The sequence below is a fragment of the Christiangramia sp. OXR-203 genome (genome assembly GCF_034372165.1).
Classification (GTDB): domain Bacteria; phylum Bacteroidota; class Bacteroidia; order Flavobacteriales; family Flavobacteriaceae; genus Christiangramia.
This window is the reverse complement of the sequence record NZ_CP139698.1, coordinates 52,192-72,822: the sequence shown is the minus strand read 5'-3', so window position 1 is coordinate 72,822 and position 20,631 is coordinate 52,192. Positions and strand designations below refer to the sequence as shown.

Genomic DNA, 20,631 nt, shown 5'->3' with positions numbered 1-20,631 from the left:
TCAAATTGCTTAGTATTCTACACAGCGTATAAAAGAATGAAGCCGATAGACTCAGCAGGAACTGAATAATCCAGCCTTTAAGATAAAAAATTAGATATTTAATTTTTTAAATGTCTGCCCTGGTAGATCCTAAGGAATAGGTGTGTAGACATCTTGCGAGCATTATTTTTAAGGCGGGAGGCCATTTCTCCTTTAAAAAGCTTATCTATAGTTTGGAACCAGAGGTTGAGCCAGATACCAAAGTGATATTCGGTAATGGTATGTTGATGTGCCATGTCAACTTTTACGTGGGCAATAGCAGGATTTCCTTGAAAACTACCGGTAAAAAAGAGGTTACTTTCCCAAAAATCTGTGATCTTTTCCAGGTGCGATTCCCAATCCTGGATGGTCGTATTGAAAAAGTAACCTATTTCCTCATTCTCTCGAACTTTTCTGTAAAATTCCAGTACCAGTTTATAAATATCCTCACGATTCTTTACATCTTTCTGCATCTACTGAAAGATATTGATAAGAATGAAGGTAGTACTCATTAATATGCTAATAATTAAAGAATTAAAAACGAATTTTGCTTTTAACTGTGCCAGGACTGAAGCATTGTACCACATACAGGCCACTACGATCATTCCAAGCTGGATCATATCTGCCAGTGCGTGACCATTCATTAGTATAAGCATGGCTGCAATAGATCCAAGACAACTTGAAACGATAATCCCTGTAGATGCTCCTGCGTAAAAATCTCTTGTAAATTCTGAAAGTTGTTTTTGATAAAAAGTCATGATTTCTAGTTTTAATGATGGTGTAAAAATAGCCTCAGGCATTCTTCTAAAATATGACCACAGTCATTAAACAGCTCTTCTATCCCTGAAATATTATTTCTGAAGTAATTGATCTTCAGTTATAAACAGATATAAAATAAGAAACGGAACGCTTTCAGTATAAATTCGTTCCGCTTTCGGTATAAAAATTAATTAAGCTTTAGGCGTTCAACCGCTCAAAAGCCTGTTTTGCTAATTCATCCTGGTGATCTGGATGTGCTATCGAGATCAATGCCTCGGCTCGTTGTTTTAGATTCTTTCCGAAAAGATCAACCACTCCATATTCAGTAGCAATGTAATGTACATGAGCACGGGTGGTGGTCACTCCGGCACCTTCTTTTAGATACGGAACGATCTTGGAAACTCCATTTCTGGTTACAGAGGGCATCGCAAAAATCGCTTTTCCTCCATGAGATAATGAAGCGCCTCTTATAAAGTCCATTTGTCCACCCACTCCAGAATATTGTATTTTCCCGATGGTATCTGCACAAACCTGGCCTGTTAGGTCAATTTCTATCGCCGAGTTGATCGCGGTCACCTTTGGATTCCTTCTAATGATGGCCGTATCATTGGTGTAAGCAGCTTCCTTAAAATGCACCAGTGGATTATCATCTACGAAATCATATAACTTCGGGGAACCAACCGCAAAACAGGTAACCAGTTTGCCGGTTTTAATCTCTTTTTCTTCGCCAGTGATCACACCTTTTTCAATTAAAGGTAGAATTCCATCAGAGAACATTTCGGTATGAATCCCCAGTCTTTTATGATTGGTAAGATTGCTAAGCACCACATTGGGAATACCACCAATACCCATTTGCAGGGTAGCCCCATCTTCTACCAGACCCGCTACATGGCTTCCTATCTTTTTTTCTATCTCTGTAGGAGTTGCTAAATGAGCAGCATGTATTGGCTGGTCTACCTCTACAACAGCATCTATCTGGCTCATGTGAATAATACCATCACCATGAGTTCTTGGTACCTGAGGGTTAACCTGAGCAATGACCTTTTTTGCGTTTTGGATGGCGGGCAGCGTGATGTCTACTGAAACTCCCAGGGAACAATACCCGTGCTTATCTGGTGGAGATACCTGGATAAAAGCAAAATCCAACGGTAATATATTTCTTCGGAAGAGTACATGGATCTCACTTAGAAAAATTGGAATGTACGCCCCATAATTTGAATTGACCGCTTTCCTTACATTTCCACCTACAAAACAACTATTGGTTTTAAAGGAGTCATGGTACGGAGCTTCTGTATAAAGTGCTTTCCCTTCAGTATGGATTTGTATGATCTCTACGTTTTTGAGATCCTGGTAACGATGGCAAAGAGCATCTATGAGTACATTAGGTGTCATGGCGGCGCCCTGGATAAAAATCCTTTGGTTGCTTTTTACAGGTTCTACAGCTTCCAGAGCTGAAACTACTTTGAGATGATGCATACTATGTTATTTAATTTCAGAATTTAATAAAAATCACAGACTTATTCTAGCGAGCAACTTTAAGATCGAATTGTACTTTTATTATTTCATTCACTTCAATTAGACCAAGTGCTTTGCGTGGTGGCTCCAGTCCAAAGTCTCTAATGTTCAATCTAAGTTTCCCTTTATAAAAGTCATCTTTCACCAGGACCGGTAGCTCATACTGTTTACTTTTTCCAGCCATTGTTACCTGGAGGAAGGCTTTTTGATAGTCTCCTGCGATAAGCTCCAGTTGTTTCACTTCGATCTCTATTGCAGGATATTTATGGGACATGAGTAGATCCTGAAAATCTGCATTCATGCGTTTATTACCGCAATCAAAGCCACTGGTTCGTAAGGAAAGCTTGAGATCCTTGAGCTTTACAAGATCCTCTTTCCTCTGGTAAGCGATCGCTATTGGAGAGGATATGAGTTCGATATCAAACGTACAATCAAACTTATTAACGTTAGTACTACCAGCAATGATCAATTCGCTATGAGGTTGGATCGAGATGATCTCATTTCTATAGGAATCCTGTGCTACCATAAGGTTGCTGGAGATCATTAATGCTAGACCCATTATGTAAGAACGTATCATGATTTGCCAATTAGGGGGTTTATAAAAAATTTCGGGCAGTAGACTAAAATCTTAAGATGAACTTTAGTTTACTACCCGAAATCACTATAGCAATGCTAGAAACTAATCACGGCTTCGAATACGATTCCATGAGCATCACCATCGTTATGAACATCAAATACCGGATAGTCGTCGTAAGTCTGGTTCATGTATTCGATCTTCGCCAGGATATTTTTAGTCATAAACCAGCCGGCACCAAGGTTAAATCTATCTACACTTACATTTTCTCCAGTGGCTAATTCTCCATCCACATAATTGTATCTTCCTCCAACATAGAGTTGCTCTTTATTACCAAACCTGTATAGCAGTTCTCCGGCATATTGATTCCATGCTCTAGTATCGCTTTCTTCAGCTGCTTTCCCGGTAGCTCTTTCGTAGATCCCGAAGAATTCGAGTCCGCCATATTTTACAAATGGGTTGATCATAAAAGAGGTCAATTCATTTTTAAGGTTTGGGTTTACCCGGGCAGCTCTAAAACCGTCTCCCGCGCCATTTACATCTGTAAATATGTTGTAGTAACGTGATCCTGCGCGGTCACCACTATATAAGTAAGCACTGGCAGTCTGGTTGGTATGGTATACAGAACCTGTTAATCTAAACCTCAGGTCTTCTTTTAAATAGCTGTCATAACCAACTTTAGCAAGTAGAGATGGGCTCGTATTTTCTGGATTGGTCACAGATTGGTTAAGTTTACCATTGGTAGCACCTACCATGGCCAAAAATCCTTTGTCAAAATAGTACACCTCAGCACCAACCTCTGTAGTAAAACTATCCATCAAGTAGTTACCAACAAACGGGTTGTAAAGCGCCATTGCGTTATCAGACCGTCTAAAATGAGCATCCCCGTAGTTATTCTCCATGTGACCTATTTTAATTCTCATGTGCTTCATAAGGTCTTCAGCAAAACCTTCGCTAATAAAGTCCAGCTTGTCTATTTGAAGGTATCCACCTTTCACCCAGGTATCTTCATGATTTTGAGAAGAGAGATAAGTTCTTAAGTGCAATTGCACTCCATCATACAGTCGTACATCAAAATCCAGGTTGGCAGTTGCCAGGTTAAAATTTCCTCCTATATCCTGTAATGCAGGTGTCGCTTCGTTTCCAGAGTTTTCATGATCTATTTCCTGAAATTGTAGTGCAAAAGCTCCACCTACTCTTACATTGATCCCATCAAAACTGGTGAGGGTATCTTTCGCAGCTTCAAAGTCATTAATTCCTCTTTGATCTGGATGCCTGAAGTTCTCAAAGTCACGGTCAAAAAGTGATTTTTTGAAGAAACTATTATCCTGGGCCTGCATTTGTAGTCCAAAAGTGGCTACGAGCAGTATTACGAGATATTTAATTGAATTTTTCATGATTTCTAATGATTAAGGTTAGGTCTACTTATTAAATTGAGTTTCAAATTTTATGGTCACTTTATCGCCGGTCTTAATGGTCCCGAACATGGCAGTTGGTGCTTCAATCCCGAAATTTGTCATATTGATTTCGTGAAGGCCACTTAATAGCAACTTATTAGAGTCGGCTTTTAAAGAAAACTGTAGCTGGATGTCCTTCTTAGAGCCAGCGATCATCAGGTTTCCAGTAGCCTTTACGTTATATGTGTTATTTGAGAGCTTTTCTATATGATCTACCTTTTTCAGTTTAAAGTTGATTTCCTTAAACTTATTAGTGTTTAAAGCCTTGTAGGTGTTCTTATCCATTCCGCTTTTTCCACTTACCAGGCTTTCTGCGATCACATTTAATTCGAGTTGTTCTATATCCTCCAGTGAACCATCGTCAAATTCAGTAATTAGAAGTCCGCTGGTATTTTCAGCTTCGATCGTCCAGTCATGGATATTGGAGGTCCCATTAATAAATAAAGTTGAAGCCCGATTATTTAATTGATAAGATTGAGCATTTACTCCCAGGCTAATAAGTAGTAAAGCTGTAAACATCTTAATGGTTTGGTAAGGTCTCATATCATTTACATTTTTAAATCTGTACAAAGATGCTGTAGGGATAGGACGTAAATTATGATGAATGTCAGGTTTTGGAATATTTTAAAACCTCGTGAGCTAGCGAAAACCTTATAGTGTTAAAGAATGTATTCGATGACGCCCGTCATATTTTAAGGAGATCAAATTGGGCAGTTTTGTAGCCTTAATTTTATATGTGATATATGGAATCATGTTTTCATTGCGGCGAGGATTGCCTGGAGGAATTGATCACCTTTGAGAAGAAATCATTTTGCTGTGCTGGTTGTAAAACTGTTTTCGAGATCTTAAATAGTAATGATCTCTCCTATTATTATGACCTGCAGGAAGCGCCCGGAATTTCTCCAAAGCTAAAAGATGATAAATATGAATACCTCGAAAATGCAGAGATTGTAGACAGGCTTCTGGAATTCGATCATGAGAAAACACAAATAGTATCATTCAGCATTCCATCTATACATTGTAGTTCCTGTATCTGGATCCTTGAAAACCTTCATAAACTTCATGACGGAGTGAAAAGCTCCCAGGTCGACTTTCCGAAGAAAACGATCAGGCTGAGTTTTACTGCTGAAGAGATCAGCCTGAAAAACCTGGTAATCCTACTTAGCAGGATTGGATACGAACCGAATATTTCTCTGGACAATTTCGAGAAAAAAGAATCTGAGCATGATCGAAGCCTGATCTATAAACTCGGGGTTGCTGGTTTTGCTTTTGGAAATATCATGTTTCTTTCGTTTCCTGAATATTTTGAAATCAATGAATTCTGGCTGGATCAGTTCAAATATTTGTTTCGCTGGTTGATGTTCAGTTTTTCACTGCCGGTGGTTTTTTATTCGGGTAAGGATTATTTCATTTCTGCCTATAAAGGACTTAGATCTGGAATGCTGAATATTGATGTTCCTATTGCCCTGGGAATTTTCGTGCTATTCGTGAGAAGTACCGCAGAAATCGTACTCGACCTGGGAACGGGATTTTTCGATAGCCTTAGCGGACTCGTATTTTTCCTTCTTTTCGGAAAGTTCTTTCAACAAAAAACCTATTCGTTTCTTTCTTTTGAAAGAGATTATAAATCATATTTTCCTATTGCTGTTACCCGTATCTCTTCTGAAGAAGAACAAATTGAAGAACAGGTTCAGGTTTATAAGATCAGGAAAGGTGATACTGTGCTCATTAGAAATGAAGAACTTATCCCAATGGACGCTGAAATTCTGGAAGGACAGGCGAACATTGACTATAGTTTTGTCACCGGGGAAGCAGACCTTGTGAATAAAGCTGAAGGAGATAAAGTCTACGCAGGAGGAAGGCAAAAAGGCAGCATAATTAAACTGAAGGTTCTCAAGCCGGTAGAGCAGAGCTATTTAACCGAATTGTGGAGTAATGAGGTGTTCCAGAAGGACAGATCTTTCGGTTTCCAGTCGCTTACCAACAGGATTAGTAAAAATTTTACCATTGCCGTGCTAAGTATTGCAGTCCTGGCTACCACTTTCTGGCTGTTCGCAGATCCATCAAAAGCATGGAACGTATTCACCGCGGTATTAATTATTGCCTGTCCCTGTGCGATCGCCCTTGCTGCGCCTTTTACTCTTGGTAACCTGCTTAGAATTTTCGGAAAGAAAGGAATCTATCTAAAGGACGCTTCAGTAATAGAAAGAATGGCGGCAATTGATACAGTAGTTTTTGATAAAACTGGAACGATCACCACGACGGGACAAACCACTGCTGAATATGAGGGACTTGAACTAAGTGATAAAGAACTTCAAATGCTGGGTGGTAGTCTAAAAGCCTCTTCACATCCTTTAAGTAGATCATTGTATTCGATCCTTCAGCATCACGGTATACGAACGCCCGATAGCTATAAAGAATATGTGGGCGCAGGAATTGAATGCGATTTCGAAGGAAATCGTATAAAAATCGGCTCAGCAAGATTTACCGGAGAAAGTGATTCCGAAGAAATTAGTAATGGGAAAACTGCAGTTCATATAAGTTCGAATGAGCAATATAAAGGTTGCTTCAGTTTTAGAAATACTTATAGAAAAGGAATGTCTGGCCTGTTCCAGCAACTTTCCAGGGACAAATACATCATTGTACTTTCCGGAGATAATGAGGGGGAGCGCGATCGTTTGCAAAGTTTACTTCCTGTGGAATCGGGAATACACTTTAACCAGAAGCCCGGTGATAAACTTGAGTTCATTAGACAACTACAGCATGGAGGCCGCAAGGTAATGATGGTTGGAGATGGCCTGAATGATGCCGGAGCCCTTGCGCAAAGTGAAATTGGAATTGCAGTTTCAGAAAATATCAATGTATTTTCTCCTGCCTGTGATGGCGTGATGGATGCCTCCATATTATCGAATTTAGCCGATTATTTTGATCTGGCTAAAAAGGGAGTCAGTATCATCCAGGCGAGCTTTATACTATCTCTCGTGTATAATATTACCGGACTTGCCTTTGCAGTCACCGGGAATCTTATGCCCGTGGTCGCTGCGATCCTTATGCCGCTAAGCTCCATAAGCATCGTGATCTTTACAACGCTGGCCACTCAAATTCTATCAAAAAAGCTTAAAAAATAAAATAAAATCTCAAAGCTGACAATCGTCATTTTTTAGAGCCTTTCCGCGAAATACTTTTACACCCAGATTAACAGAATAATGAGCATTATCTACATGTTACTGGCTATTAGTGTTGTGGTGGCCATCATCTTTTTCGTAGCCTTTATAGTTTCAGTCAGGAAAGGCCAGTATGATGATGTGTATACACCCTCTGTACGAATGCTTTTTGAAGATGAACTTGTTAAATCTCCAGCGAAAGAAAATCAACCCGTCAATAAAGAGAAATTTAATTAATTATGGATCTACAGCAATTCTATTACGATAATAAGATCGTAAAGAAATTTATCATTGCCACCATGTTCTGGGGCATTATTGGTATGAGCGTTGGCTTACTGCTCGCTTTTATGTTCATTTTTCCAAATATAACCGAAGGTATACCCTGGCTTAGCTTTGGTAGATTAAGGCCGCTGCATACCAACGCGGTAATCTTCGCATTTGTAGGGAATGCGATCTTCGCCGGGGTATACTATTCTACCCAGCGTCTTTTGAAGGCGAGGATGTGGAGCGATGCCCTTAGTAATATCAACTTTTGGGGATGGCAGCTTATAATCATTGGAGCAGCGATCACTCTGCCATTAGGGTATACTTCCTCTAAAGAGTATGCAGAACTGGAATGGCCTTTTGATATTGCGATCGCCGTGATCTGGGTAGCCTTTGGTGCCAATCTTATTGGTACGATGATTAAAAGGAGACAACGCCACCTGTATGTGGCGATCTGGTTTTACCTTGCCACGTTCGTAACCGTTGCTGTACTCCATATCGTTAATAATATTGAAATTCCTGTAAGCGCTTTGAAAAGTTATTCTTTTTATTCAGGTGTTCAGGATGCCCTTGTACAATGGTGGTATGGTCATAATGCCGTGGCATTCTTCCTAACCACGCCTTTCCTTGGATTGATGTATTATTTTGTTCCAAAGGCTGCAAATCGTCCCGTATATTCTTACCGACTTTCGATCATTCACTTCTGGTCGCTGATATTTATCTATATCTGGGCTGGACCTCACCATTTACTATATACTTCGTTACCAGACTGGGCACAGAATCTTGGAGTTGCCTTTTCTGTAATGCTACTATTCCCATCATGGGGTGGAATGATCAATGGTTTGCTAACGCTTCGTGGAGCCTGGGATAAAGTTAGAGTAGACCCTGTATTGAAATTTATGGTGGTGGCAATTACCGGGTATGGAATGGCAACTTTTGAAGGTCCCATGCTTTCCCTTAAAAATGTAAATGCCATCGCACATTTTAGTGACTGGATCATTGCGCACGTACATGTTGGAGCACTGGCATGGAATGGTTTTATGACCTTCGGGATGATCTACTGGCTGGTACCAAGATTGTTCAAAACAAAACTATATTCAATTAAACTGGCGAACACACATTTCTGGATAGGAACGCTGGGAATTATCATTTACGCATTGCCAATGTATGTTGCGGGATTCGTACAGGCTTCTATGTGGAAACAGTTCAATCCAGATGGAACCCTAACCTACGGTAACTTTCTGGAAACAGTTACGCAGATCATTCCAATGTACTGGATGAGAGCTATTGGTGGAAGTTTATACATCGTAGGTGCTTTCGTAATGCTTTATAATATTGTAAAAACGATACGCCAGGGTAGTGCCGTGGAAGATGAACTTGCTGAAGCTGCTGCATTGCAACCGGTAACCAGTAAAAGAACTGCCGGTGAAGCTTACCACAGCTGGCTTGAAAGAAGACCTGTAAAACTTACCATTTTTGCTACTATCGCTATTCTTATTGGAGGTATTGTGCAAATAGTTCCATCATTAATGGTAGATGAATATGTGCCGGTAATTTCCAGTGTAAAACCATACACACCTCTGGAATTGGAAGGCCGGGATCTTTATATCCGCGAAGGTTGTGTTTCCTGTCATTCTCAGATGGTACGACCTTTTAGAAGTGAAGTGGAACGCTATGGAGAATATTCGAAAGCTGGTGAATACAGGTATGACTTCCCATTTCTTTGGGGAAGTAAAAGAACCGGACCAGATCTTCATAGGGTGGGTATGAAATATTCAGATAACTGGCACCTTAATCATATGTACGATCCTCAAAGTACTTCTTCAGGTTCTATTATGCCTTCTTATACCTGGCTAATTCAGGATGAACTTGACAAATCTGATACTGAAGATAAAATGCGTGCGATGCAAACTCTAGGAGTGCCTTATACAGATGAGGAGATTGAAAGAGCCCAGCAGTGGATGACAGAACAGGGAACTGAAATTGAAAAGAACCTTTATCAGGATCCAGATTTTGTTAAGAGTTATGAGGCAGATAAAAAGTTTGCTGTAGAGAATGGCGAGGAGTTCACAGAAATGAGAGATCGTGAGATCGTAGCTCTTATTGCATACTTGCAGCGACTGGGAACAGATATCAAAGCCGAAGATTTAAAACAAGTATCAACTAACTAAAACCTGAGACCATGTTGAAATTCGTAAAAGGTCCACTGGAAAGTATAGAAGGGGTAGCGATCTATCCCATTATCTCACTGCTTATATTCTTCATCTTTTTCACTGCGCTCTTCTGGTGGGTGTTTACAGCTAAAAAGGATTATATCAGGAAAGTGAGCGACATTCCATTAGACCAGGAAGATGAACTAATGATGCCTATCATCGTAAAAGATAACAAATCATGAAAAATACGTTTTCAGTATTAAGAATTAGCGGACTAATCGCCCTGGCGATCATACTGGCAGAACTCACCATTGATACCGGTGATAAATCTGTTTTCGAAGTCTATCCAATTTTCTGGCTTGTTCTTGGAGTGATCCTGCTTCTAGCGATTGCCATCGAAGTTTCGGTTGCAGCCCTGGACAAGACCTTATATATGTCTTTAAAGCCCGATGATCGTGCAGCTTATGATGCAGCCGTGGCGGTAAGGGAAAAGAATCGTTTTGCCTGGTTCAAAGAAACTTACGACAAGTTACTGGACAAAAAGCCAATTGAAAATGAAGATGAGATCATTCTTGATCATAATTATGACGGCATCAAAGAGCTGGATAATAATCTTCCACCCTGGTGGCTTTATGGATTTTACGCCAGTATAATTTTCGCCGGAATTTATCTGGCAAGATACCATGTTTTCGATGGTGCTACTCAAAAAGACGAATACCTGGCTGAGGTTGCAGAAGCTAAGGCAGCGGTGGAAGCCTATAAAGAAAACGCCAAAGGCCTTATTGATGCTAATACTGTGGAGTTGCTTACAGGTACTGAAGATATCAATGCCGGGAAAGCAATTTTCTCAGGAAACTGTGCTGCCTGTCACAAAATTGATGGTGGAGGTGGAATTGGTCCTAACCTAACCGACTCTTACTGGATTCTGGGTGGTGGTATCAAGAATGTTTTTAATACAATTTCTGAAGGAGGACGTGCTGGAAAAGGGATGGTATCCTGGAAAACCGATCTACAACCTGAAGAAATTGCCCAGGTTGCCAGTTACGTGTTGAGTTTGCATTCCACAACTCCTTTAGACCCAAAAGAACCTGAAGGTGAACTATGGGTAGATCCAGATGCGAGAGTGGATGAGGTTAAGGTAGAAGCAATAGATTCAGCTTCTATTGAAATAGAAATGAGTTACGAGGAAGAGTAAAATCTACATATTTTGGAAAAAGAGGAGCACGAAAGGTTTAGGGATAGTATAGGCACGGTTACTCCAGAAGGTAAACGTTCCTGGGTGTATCCCAAAAAACCTGATGGTAGATTATATAAATATCGGCAGTGGGTAAGTTATTTTTTACTGGCGATACTTTTTACAGCTCCTTTTTTAAAGATCAATGGGAATCAATTTCTCATGTTCAATGTACTGGAACGCCGCTTCAATATCTTCGGAACAATCTTTTGGCCGCAGGATTTCTATCTTTTCGTTTTGATGATGTTGATAGGAGTGGTTTTCGTTGTTTTATTTACGGTAGCCTTCGGAAGAATATTTTGTGGCTGGATATGTCCCCAAACGATCTTTATGGAAATGGTTTTCCGAAGAATCGAATATTGGATTGAAGGAGACAGGGGCAAACAGATACGACTGGACAAGCAGCAGTGGAATGCTGAAAAGATCAGGAAGAAGGTTATAAAATGGTTCATTTTCTTTGTGATCTCCTTTCTAATTGCAAATGTTTTCCTGGCCTATCTTATTGGCAGCGACAGGTTGCTTCTTTATGTTCAGGAAGGACCGCAGGCACATCTTAGCACCTTGATCTCCTTGCTGCTTTTTACCGGAATCTTCTATTTTGTATTCGCCTGGTTTAGAGAACAGGTTTGTATCATAGCCTGTCCATATGGTAGGCTTCAGGGTGTTCTGCTGGACAATAAATCTATTGTTGTTGCCTACGATCATAAACGTGGAGAAAAGGAAGAAGGTAGAGCGAAATTCAGAAAAAATGAAGATCGAGAAGCTAGCGGGAAAGGTGATTGTATCGACTGTTTTCAATGTGTGCAGGTTTGCCCTACTGGAATAGATATTCGAAATGGAACCCAGCTGGAATGTGTGAATTGTACAGCTTGTATAGATGCTTGCAATCATATGATGGATGCGGTGGATCTTCCGCAGGGATTGATAAGATATGCGAGTGAAGAGAATATTGAGAAGCAAAAGAAATTCAGGTTTACCCCGCGTATTAAGGGCTATGCTGCAGTTTTGTTTATCCTCGTTACGGTATTAAGTGGCATGTTGTTTTTGAGAAGTGATGTGGAAGCCAATATTCTCAGGCTACCCGGCCAGCTTTATGAACATAAGGATGGCAATATTATTAGCAATGTGTACACTTTTAAACTTATTAATAAAACTTCTGTGGATTACGATAATGTGAGGTTTGAAATCAAGTCGCATCCCGGAACTATAAATACTGTGAAAGGGAAATCCATTAGCATTCCTGCGAACGGCATGGCCGAGGGAACATTGTTCGTCGAAATTAACCAGGCAGCACTGGAAAACGAAAAAGATAAGATCGTTATCGAAGTTTATAACGGCGAACAATTATTAGAAACTACCGGTACTACTTTTCTGGGACCAAGGAGTTACCATTAATCACTAGAAATTATGAAGATAAACTGGGGAACCGGAATTGTAATTGGAATGCTCGCATTCATTAGCTTCATCATGTACTTTGTCGTCACTATGATGAGCAGTTCAGACTATGACCATGATCTTGTGGTAGAGGATTATTATAAGGCAGAATTGCATTATCAACAGGATATAGATGCGCAGGAAAATGCCTTTGCGCTCAACGAACAGATCAGCCTTGAAAGAAGGGGTGAAAGTTTGATAATAATTTTCCCTGAAGGGATTGACCTGGAAAACACGATGGGTATGGTAAGCCTGTATAGGCCTTCCAACAAGAAACTTGATTTTAGTATTCCCTTTTCTGAAATTAAAAGTTCTGAATTTGAGATCCCAGCAGATAAACTTGTGAATGGCAGATGGAATGTAAAGGTCACCTGGAAGAATGATGAAAAGGAATTCATGTATAAAACTGAAATAGTCTACTAAATGCTGTTTTCTGCGCTCATATTTGGATTACTTGGAAGCTTCCATTGTATTGGTATGTGCGGGCCTATTGCATTTTTGCTTCCACTAGACCGGGAAAATAAATTCAGAAAATTCCTGCAGATCTTTTTATATCACTCCGGCCGTCTTTTTTCCTACGGAATTATAGGGCTGGTGTTCGGAGTTGCCGGGAGAAGCCTGTCTCTTTTTGGGCTCCAACAGCAATTATCTATCATCATCGGGATCATTATGCTGTTTCTTGTATTTCTTCCGAAGAAAAAACTAGGTAGATTCAATCCTGAAAATGCTAATTTCAAAGTAGTGAAAGACCTGAAAAATTACCTTGGGAAGGAATTGAGAAAGAAGAATCCAGACACCTACTTTACCGTTGGTTTTTTGAATGGTTTTTTACCCTGCGGACTCGTGTATATGGCAGTTTTTGGAGCAGTTGCCGGTGGTAGCGCAATATATGGTAGTTTATATATGGTCATTTTTGGAATTGGAACCATCCCGTTGATGACCATTGCGATCTGGTTGAGTAACGTGATTTCTGTAAAAAACAGGATATACATTCGTAAGCTAATCCCTGTGTTTATAGCCATTATCGCCGTACTATTCATTATTAGAGGAATGGGGCTAGGTATTCCTTATCTCTCCCCTGGAGAACCTATCATGAAAATTGGTGCTGTCATGGAGTGCCAACCTTGAAACACTGAATCAGGATGAATTCAGTAAGGAGATCATTATTTCACAATTGAGCGTTCTTCTTAAGTATGCGAATCGATTTTATGAAAGACAATTTTTGAATCGTAAAGAACTTTCACACGACCTGTTAGAACAATTTAACGAGCAGTTATCGAATTATTTTGAATCTGGACAACTAAAGGAGAACGGGATTCCAAGTATTCAGCATATTGCAGATAAACTTTCGGTTTCAAAACGCTATCTAAGCGATACATTAAAGAAAGAGACAGGAAAAACTTCCACAGAGCATATACAATTATATCTTATTGATGAGGCAAAGAATATTCTGCTGAATCCAGAGAAGTCAATTTCTGAAGTTGCATATGAACTGGGATTTGAGTACCCACCTTACTTCTCCAGATTATTTAAGAAGAAAGAAGGCATTAGCCCTTCCGCGTACAGGGAGAAATACAAAATGAACTAATTAGTTAAACGCTGAATGCATTCGGCATTTAACTTCAAACCTGATAATTGCTAGATCCTGGTATGCTTAAAGATTCTGAACTACAGAATCATAAATTTTGCATTGGTTCTAATGTAGATCAATACTTCATCACTAGTACTTACTATATGAGAACTTCTAGTTGTAGAACTGAAAGAACTTCCTTGATCCAGTTGTGTCGTCGTATTTTCTCCTTGCATTTGATATTCAATATTCCCCGAAATCACGATTCCTGTAAAAACATCTCCATCACTTAGAATTTCTCCGTGATAGTTTTCAGGTAAATGGATTAAGATGCCCTGAACGTTTTGTGAGTTTTTCCATAGGAAACTTAGCTGGGCAAGACTATTTTCAGAGATCCAGTTTGTTGTAGTATGATCAAGCCAAACGACATTAGAAATATCGAGGTTAAGAGGTCGTTCTTTATTCTGAAAAGATTCTTCCACAGGCTTAACAAGGTACGGGCCTTGATCTATTTCAATATATGCCATGGTCGCTTTTCCTTTAGCAGCAGTAATATGTGAGGCGCCAGCAGGCTGAGTCCAGAATGAACCTGTAGGCATCCACGTTTTTTCAGCCTCCGGATCATCGTTATGAATGAGTCCGTTCATTACAATAGCTCGATACGTTACATTGTGAATATGTGGTGGAGAAGAAAAACCATCCGTAAATTTCCCAATATAGCCTGTAGCGACATCAGCTTTCCTGTCTCCCCAGATGGTTCCTGCTAATGGACTCTGATCACCTCGCGCAGGGTTCATCTTTTCCCATTTAATTTCTGAACTTAGTGTGATTTTATTTGTAAGTCCGTCAGATTCAGCTCTATTCTTTTCTTGCGTCGTTTGATAGGCATAGCTCGAAAACCCAAATAAGATAGTAGCTATGAGTATAAAAATTTTTGTCATTGTATATGATTTTATTGTGATCGATTTCATTAAGTGGGAAGTGTTAGTTCAATTCTGAAGTTAGCTATTGAAAGAAAACACAAAAGATCAAGACTTGACTATCCGCTCAGTTACTTTTAATAGATCTTCAAGCCTAGGTTTATTATAGGCATCTGCGTGGGCAGCACCAAAAGCCTCCTTGTCATTATCGAAGTATTTGCCGGTATCACTCTTATATTTATCTGAGATTGCTAGATCGACTAATATTTGTGAGCCTTTCTCTGCCGGTGACCAATGCTTCCCAAAAGCCTGCTTCACCATATTTGTATTTAGTAGGGAACCTGGATTTACTGCAATTACCGTTGTTTCCTTAACCTTTTCCGCAAGTTGGAAACTCCACATCGTAAGTGCAAGCTTGCTTTGTGCATAAGCTTCACTTTCTGGAAGATTTTCCTCGCCTTGCAAAGCTTTTAAAGAAACCGGAGATTGCGCTGCAGAACTTAAATTGACGATTCTTTCAATTTTACCCTTGTAGAGATCAAGAAGATGATTAGTCAACAGGTATGGAGCTAGATAATTTACCATAAACCTCATGTCCAGTCCTTGAGCATTTTGAGATTCGTTAGTTATATACACCCCGGCATTATTGATGAGAACGTCTATAGAATCTTCAGAATTATAAATTTCTTCGGCAAGAGACCTTATGTTTTCAATATTAGAAAGGTTGGCTGCAAATCCTTGAATTTTTTGATTTCCAGTTGTATTTCGAATCTCAGAAATAATACTCTCTAGTTTTGCCTTATTTCTCCCATGAATGATAACCCGGTGACCATAGGTTGCGAGACTGAAAGCAGTCAGTTTTCCAATTCCATCGGTGCTTCCGGTTATAAGTATTGTTTTCATCACGTTCGTTTTAATAATCTAAACTGAATTTTGAGAACCCTGATTAATATAGGCTATAGATTATTTTTAGATAAAAACCTTTCAGAAGAATATATGTTTATCAATTTATATCATTTTATTCTGAAGAATGCTCTATTTGTTAAGTTTTTGGATCATCATTAGGCATTTTCCACAACAACTTTACCCATCGCCTTGCCGCTTTCCAACCTCGTGTATGCTTGTCCTACTTCCTTCATGGAAAAACTAGATTCATCAAGCAATGGTATTAATTTACCTTCTTCAGCGATTTCGGTCAACTGTTTTAGAATTTTTCCATGATCTTTGCGCTTATAGTTGTGTAGCATCGGAATAAGCATAAAAACAACGTGAAGTGACAGGCCTTTAAAGTGCATAGGATTAAGATCCATTTCTAACATAGAGACCGTAGTTGCAATATGTCCATTCAATGCTGCAGCTTCAAAAGATTTACTCAGGTTTTCACCTCCTACGGAATCGAAAACAACATCAAAGCCATGGCCAGCTGTATGCTTTTCAACATAATCTTCTACAGATTCTTCTTTATAATTGATTCCTTTCGCCCCGAAGTTTTCGATGACATCAAGTTGTTTAGTACCACCACCGGTAGAAAATACCTCAGCTCCAAAATATTTAGCTAATTGTATCGCAAGATGACCAACTCCGCCTGAACCTCCATGAACAAGAACCTTTTGTTCCTTTTGAACCTGGGCACGGGTCAATCCTTCATAAGCAGTTATTCCAACCAGAGGAATGGCCGCTGCTTCTTTCATGCTTAGATTTTTCGGTTTATGTGCTATTAGATTATGGTCTGCAGCAATGTATTCAGCAAGAGTTCCCTGAAGGTCTGCCAGTCCGCCCGCACAACCATAGACTTCATCACCAACAGAAAATCCTTCCACGCCATCCCCAATTTTTTCGATGATTCCGGCGAAATCCATTCCCAGTATTGCTGGAGCGTCTGGTGATAATGGCAGATCCTTTCCCATATTCCGGATCATCGTATCTACCGTATTGACACTGGAAGCAACGATCTTTACTAAAACCTCTCCAACTTTTACTTCGGGCTTTACAACTTCAGATAATTCAAATGTTGAGTTTTCTCCATATTCATTTAGAACCATTGCTTTCATATTCTTATTTTTTAATTACTATAAAAATTATAGTAGCAAAATTAAGTATAGGATCCTATATTTGCAATAACGGTCAAAATTGATAGTAACTATGAAAGATAAAATTTCAGTCTCGAGTCATATTTATAATGGCGAAACCTATCCGTGTTGCGCAAGTTTAACCATGGGAATTATTGGTGGTAAATGGAAAGCTGTAATATTATTTCATCTGAAGAACGGTACTTTACGTTATAGTGAACTCAGGAAAATGATGCCTACGGTTACGGAGAGAACACTGAGTCTTCAGTTACGAAAGCTTGAGGATGACGGTATTGTAGATAGAGCAGTGTATCATCAGAAACCACCTTTAAAGGTGGAATATTCGCTAAGTGCAAGGGGAAAAACTTTGATTCCGTTAATTGAAGCCATTGCCGATTGGGGCGACTATGTTGTATCCGAACATCCTAAATAGAGTTTTGTGCGCTGAATTATAAGTAGTCAAGTGTTTTACAAAAATCACATACTTCAATTCAGATTAGTATAAGTAAGGCGATTTTCTCATTCAGAAATTACCTCTTCAAAGTTTATAACTAAGGATTTATAATATCCAACTCTGCCAGTTTCTCCCTCGTAAGTGGTTTTCTTATTACTTTACGAACATATGGATGTGAGCTTACGTTCTCTATTTCGGCAGGATTATTAGAAAAGGTGAGTACATAAACTGTGATATTATAATGAATTCCAGCTTGCTGTAGTTTATCCAGTAATTGCGGTCCGGAGAGAATGGGCATATTGAGATCTAGAAAAACGAGAACTTCCTTTACAACTTCATCCATACTTATAAGAATATCCAATGCTCGGGTAGAATCATCGTATCTCTCCAGAAAATTTTCAGGAAAGAATTCCTGCAGAAGAAGTTTTTGGATTGTATGTATAATCGTATCATCATCTACTACAAAAATTCTATCAAATTTGGTGTTCGCCATCAGTCTTCCATTCTTTCAATAAGCTCCACCAATGTTTGCATTGTAATTGGTTTCACTAAATAATTTTTCACCACATTATAATTAGATGCCCTTTGCTTGTCGGCTTCATTGATACTACTGGTTAAGATATAAATTGTAATCTGCTTTTCAATAGGTAATTTGATAAATTCATCTAAAAACTTCCATCCATCCCATACCGGCATGGTGAGATCCAAAAGGATGATCTCGGGAAGTGTTTTCTTGCTTTCCCAATTCTCTTTGAGCCCGTCGTAAGCTTCTTTTCCATCATTATAGATCTGGATATTGTCTATATATCCTGAAGATTCCAAATATCTTTTGGAAAGGTAGATATGCACTGGATCATCTTCTATAAGACAGGCTAGATTAATTTTGTTCATTAGGTAGTTTAATTATAAATTTTGTTCCAACATCTACTGTACTTTCAATATCAATAGATCCGTTCATATTTTCAACTTGATTTTTGACCAGGAATAAACCTACGCCTCTCGCGTCCTCATGTTTGTGAAAGATCTTATACATTTTAAAAAGATCCTTGCGATGAGTATCCAGGTCTATACCAATACCATTATCCTCGATCTCGATCAATACCAGTTTATTCAGAACATCTTCTTTAGCCGTGATCTTGATTATACTATTTCTATCTGGTGAAGAATATTTGATCCCATTAGTGACCAGGTTCAACAGGATGCTTTCAATATAAGCTCTCAATCCATATACGTTTATCGTTTCTCCAACTTCCACATATATTTCAATATTTCCAGTCTTTGTAAGCGGTTCTACGCTTTCAACGATTTTATTTACTGCAGCCTTCAATTGAATGATTTGAAAATCTTCCTGTCCTGATACATTTACTTTTACAATATCATTAAGATCATGAATGGTAGATTCCAGGTTTCCTGAGGCTGTTTTTAGATGTTTGAAAGGTTCTTCAACTTTGATCTCCGGATTGGATTCACTTAAGAAATCAAGTAATAATGAGATTCCACTGGAGTGAGAGCGTAAATTATGAGAAACGATATGCGCGAAATTTTTTAATCGGTCATTTTGCTTCTCGGTAATGGAAAGAAGCTTTTCGATCTTCTGAAAGTTCAATTCCTGTAACTCTTCATTTCTCTTTTTTTCTGAAATATCTTCGACAAAACTCCAGATGATTTTCTTACCATTGGGATCTTTAGCTAACACCCCTCTTAATAAAACCGGGTATTTAGATCCATCTTTTCTAATGTATTCTTTTTCGTATGGCCCGTAGCTTCCTGTTGCATCCAGTTCTTTGAGCTGCTCTTTCTCCATATCCAGATATTCTTCCGGAGTTAACTGAAAATAGGTGAGATTTAAAAATTCCTCCTGACTATAACCCGTAGGTTCTACCAATCTCTTATTCACTTCTATAAAAGCACCAGTCTCGTAATCATTTAAGGCGATCCCTAATGGAGATAAATTATATAAAGATTCAAGAAGCTTTTCTCTAAACTGTATCTCAACATCAACTTTCTTCTTATCACTTATGTCACGGTGTAAGCCATACATTCTGGTTGGTCTTCCACTTGCATCTCTTTCGAAGATCTTTCCCTGGCTGGATATCCAAAGATACTTACCGTTCTTATGCTTTATTCTAAATTCACTGCTGAACTTTTTCTTTTTCCCATCGAAATGTAGCTGTACTTGTTGCTGAAGTGGTTGCAGATCATCAGGATGAACGATGGTTCTCCAGGAATCAACCATCTGGTTTGGGAACTCGCTTCGAGAGTAACCGGAAATCTGGAACCAGACATCATTAAAACTCATTTGGTCATTGACGATATCCCAGTCAAAAGTGGCAGTTTCAGTACCTTCAATGATATAATTATTTTTTGTTTGCTCCCTGAGCAGGTTTTCATTAAGTTGTTTCAACTCATTGGTCTTTCGGGAAAGCTCGATCGACTTCATTACCTGGTTTGCAACCTTTTTAAGCTTTTCTATTTGTTCTTCGGAAAAGCTTTTAGGCTCAAAATCTATGGTACATAAAGAACCTATTGAATAACCTGACGAATTCGAAAGTGGTACACCCGCATAACAAAGAATTGGATTTTCTCCGGTTACAAAAGGATTATTTCTGAATCTTTCATCTTCCCGTGCATTTTCTACCACCATAAATCCTTCGGGAGAACTAATAGTATGAGCGCAAAAAGTAAACTCCCTCGGGAATTCCCTTGTTTCTAGGTCCATACCATAAGCCGACTTTATATATTGCGTATTCTGACCAATTAGGGTAATCAAGGCACTTGGAGTACCACAAATCTCAGCAGCCATAGCACTTAAGAAATCAAGATCCTCATCATCGATTCGTTGTTGCGGCTTGTATTTCTCAACTTCGAGATTTCTACTCTTATCGTTCTCAGGAATAGGTATATTCTTCATAATTTACGAATGTCGGGGCTATACATTTGACGCTTAAAACTAAACATTTATTTCTATCTAACCTGAAATTGATAAAGTATCAATGTTTCAAGTTTTAGATCTGCTAAAAGAATGGCGGAATAGAAAACAAAATCC

At 39.0% G+C, this 20,631-nt stretch carries 22 protein-coding genes; 10 read left to right on the top strand and 12 right to left on the bottom strand.

The annotated features are described in order from the left end of the window. Window positions 1–98 precede the first annotated feature (98 nt). From T8I65_RS00390 to T8I65_RS00365, 6 genes are all read right to left on the bottom strand, one after another. Window positions 99–491 (bottom strand): group III truncated hemoglobin, encoded by a 393-nt coding sequence (locus T8I65_RS00390; RefSeq protein ID WP_322301550.1) that lies wholly within the window; start codon window positions 489–491, stop codon window positions 99–101. Then, on the bottom strand, window positions 492–776 hold the full coding sequence (locus T8I65_RS00385; RefSeq protein ID WP_322301549.1) for a hypothetical protein: 285 nt from the start codon (window positions 774–776) through the stop codon (window positions 492–494). A 199-nt stretch (window positions 777–975) separates the two neighbouring features. Continuing rightward, a complete protein-coding gene (locus T8I65_RS00380; protein WP_322301548.1) occupies window positions 976–2,253 on the bottom strand; it encodes an acetyl-CoA hydrolase/transferase family protein in 1,278 nt (425 codons plus the stop codon). A gap of 46 nt (window positions 2,254–2,299) precedes the next feature. After that, window positions 2,300–2,869 (bottom strand): YceI family protein, encoded by a 570-nt coding sequence (locus T8I65_RS00375; RefSeq protein ID WP_322301547.1) that lies wholly within the window; start codon window positions 2,867–2,869, stop codon window positions 2,300–2,302. Window positions 2,870–2,964: 95 nt separating this feature from the next. After that, window positions 2,965–4,263 carry a hypothetical protein gene (locus T8I65_RS00370; RefSeq protein WP_322301546.1) on the bottom strand — a complete coding sequence of 433 codons (1,299 nt, stop codon included), beginning with the start codon at window positions 4,261–4,263 and terminating at the stop codon, window positions 2,965–2,967. A gap of 24 nt (window positions 4,264–4,287) precedes the next feature. After that, on the bottom strand, window positions 4,288–4,866 hold the full coding sequence (locus T8I65_RS00365; protein ID WP_322301545.1) for a YceI family protein: 579 nt from the start codon (window positions 4,864–4,866) through the stop codon (window positions 4,288–4,290). Between the two features lie 200 nt (window positions 4,867–5,066). Here T8I65_RS00365 and T8I65_RS00360 point away from each other — a divergent pair, with 200 nt between their 5' ends. The 9 genes from T8I65_RS00360 to T8I65_RS00320 all read left to right on the top strand — a co-directional run bounded on the left by T8I65_RS00360 (window position 5,067) and on the right by T8I65_RS00320 (window position 14,160). Further along, entirely contained in the window at window positions 5,067–7,451 is a 2,385-nt protein-coding gene (locus T8I65_RS00360; protein ID WP_322301544.1) for a heavy metal translocating P-type ATPase, read from the top strand. A 78-nt stretch (window positions 7,452–7,529) separates the two neighbouring features. Beyond that, window positions 7,530–7,724 (top strand): cbb3-type cytochrome oxidase assembly protein CcoS, encoded by a 195-nt coding sequence (ccoS, locus tag T8I65_RS00355; RefSeq protein WP_026913724.1) that lies wholly within the window; start codon window positions 7,530–7,532, stop codon window positions 7,722–7,724. A gap of 2 nt (window positions 7,725–7,726) precedes the next feature. After that, complete coding sequence (gene ccoN, locus T8I65_RS00350; protein ID WP_322301543.1) at window positions 7,727–9,922, top strand: cytochrome-c oxidase, cbb3-type subunit I; 2,196 nt, start codon at window positions 7,727–7,729, stop codon at window positions 9,920–9,922. Between the two features lie 11 nt (window positions 9,923–9,933). Next, window positions 9,934–10,146, top strand: coding sequence for a cytochrome c oxidase subunit IV (locus T8I65_RS00345; RefSeq protein WP_026913726.1), 213 nt, complete (start codon window positions 9,934–9,936; stop codon window positions 10,144–10,146). Beyond that, complete coding sequence (locus tag T8I65_RS00340; protein ID WP_322301542.1) at window positions 10,143–11,099, top strand: cbb3-type cytochrome c oxidase N-terminal domain-containing protein; 957 nt, start codon at window positions 10,143–10,145, stop codon at window positions 11,097–11,099. Before T8I65_RS00345 ends, T8I65_RS00340 begins: the two co-directional genes overlap by 4 nt. Before the next feature lie 12 nt (window positions 11,100–11,111). Next, entirely contained in the window at window positions 11,112–12,533 is a 1,422-nt protein-coding gene (gene ccoG, locus T8I65_RS00335; protein WP_322301541.1) for a cytochrome c oxidase accessory protein CcoG, read from the top strand. Window positions 12,534–12,545: 12 nt separating this feature from the next. Further along, a complete protein-coding gene (locus T8I65_RS00330) occupies window positions 12,546–12,995 on the top strand; it encodes a FixH family protein (RefSeq protein WP_322301540.1) in 450 nt (149 codons plus the stop codon). Next, window positions 12,996–13,700 (top strand): sulfite exporter TauE/SafE family protein, encoded by a 705-nt coding sequence (locus tag T8I65_RS00325; RefSeq protein WP_322301539.1) that lies wholly within the window; start codon window positions 12,996–12,998, stop codon window positions 13,698–13,700. Next, complete coding sequence (locus T8I65_RS00320; protein WP_322301538.1) at window positions 13,675–14,160, top strand: helix-turn-helix domain-containing protein; 486 nt, start codon at window positions 13,675–13,677, stop codon at window positions 14,158–14,160. The genes T8I65_RS00325 and T8I65_RS00320 overlap by 26 nt, the downstream gene beginning before the upstream one ends. Window positions 14,161–14,240: 80 nt before the next feature. On the opposite strand, the gene T8I65_RS00315 is transcribed toward T8I65_RS00320, so the two are convergent. The 3 genes from T8I65_RS00315 to T8I65_RS00305 all read right to left on the bottom strand — a co-directional run bounded on the left by T8I65_RS00315 (window position 14,241) and on the right by T8I65_RS00305 (window position 17,113). Beyond that, a complete protein-coding gene (locus tag T8I65_RS00315; protein ID WP_322301537.1) occupies window positions 14,241–15,083 on the bottom strand; it encodes a DUF4437 domain-containing protein in 843 nt (280 codons plus the stop codon). An 87-nt stretch (window positions 15,084–15,170) separates the two neighbouring features. After that, window positions 15,171–15,965 carry an SDR family NAD(P)-dependent oxidoreductase gene (locus T8I65_RS00310; RefSeq protein WP_322301536.1) on the bottom strand — a complete coding sequence of 265 codons (795 nt, stop codon included), beginning with the start codon at window positions 15,963–15,965 and terminating at the stop codon, window positions 15,171–15,173. Between the two features lie 158 nt (window positions 15,966–16,123). Beyond that, complete coding sequence (locus tag T8I65_RS00305; RefSeq protein ID WP_322301535.1) at window positions 16,124–17,113, bottom strand: zinc-dependent alcohol dehydrogenase family protein; 990 nt, start codon at window positions 17,111–17,113, stop codon at window positions 16,124–16,126. 91 nt (window positions 17,114–17,204) lie between these two features. Between T8I65_RS00305 and T8I65_RS00300 the strand changes: the two genes are divergently transcribed. After that, window positions 17,205–17,564, top strand: coding sequence for a winged helix-turn-helix transcriptional regulator (locus T8I65_RS00300; protein ID WP_322302814.1), 360 nt, complete (start codon window positions 17,205–17,207; stop codon window positions 17,562–17,564). Window positions 17,565–17,682: 118 nt separating this feature from the next. On the opposite strand, the gene T8I65_RS00295 is transcribed toward T8I65_RS00300, so the two are convergent. Genes T8I65_RS00295 through T8I65_RS00285 form a run of 3 tightly spaced genes read right to left on the bottom strand, consistent with a single transcriptional unit; the run spans window position 17,683 to window position 20,496 of the window. Beyond that, complete coding sequence (locus tag T8I65_RS00295; RefSeq protein ID WP_322301534.1) at window positions 17,683–18,078, bottom strand: response regulator; 396 nt, start codon at window positions 18,076–18,078, stop codon at window positions 17,683–17,685. Continuing rightward, the gene (locus T8I65_RS00290) at window positions 18,078–18,476 is read right to left on the bottom strand and encodes a response regulator (protein WP_322301533.1); all 399 of its coding nucleotides are present in this window, start codon (window positions 18,474–18,476) and stop codon (window positions 18,078–18,080) included. Before T8I65_RS00290 ends, T8I65_RS00295 begins: the two co-directional genes overlap by 1 nt. Beyond that, complete coding sequence (locus T8I65_RS00285) at window positions 18,463–20,496, bottom strand: PAS domain-containing protein (protein ID WP_322301532.1); 2,034 nt, start codon at window positions 20,494–20,496, stop codon at window positions 18,463–18,465. The genes T8I65_RS00290 and T8I65_RS00285 overlap by 14 nt, the downstream gene beginning before the upstream one ends. Between the last annotated feature and the right edge of the window lie 135 nt (window positions 20,497–20,631).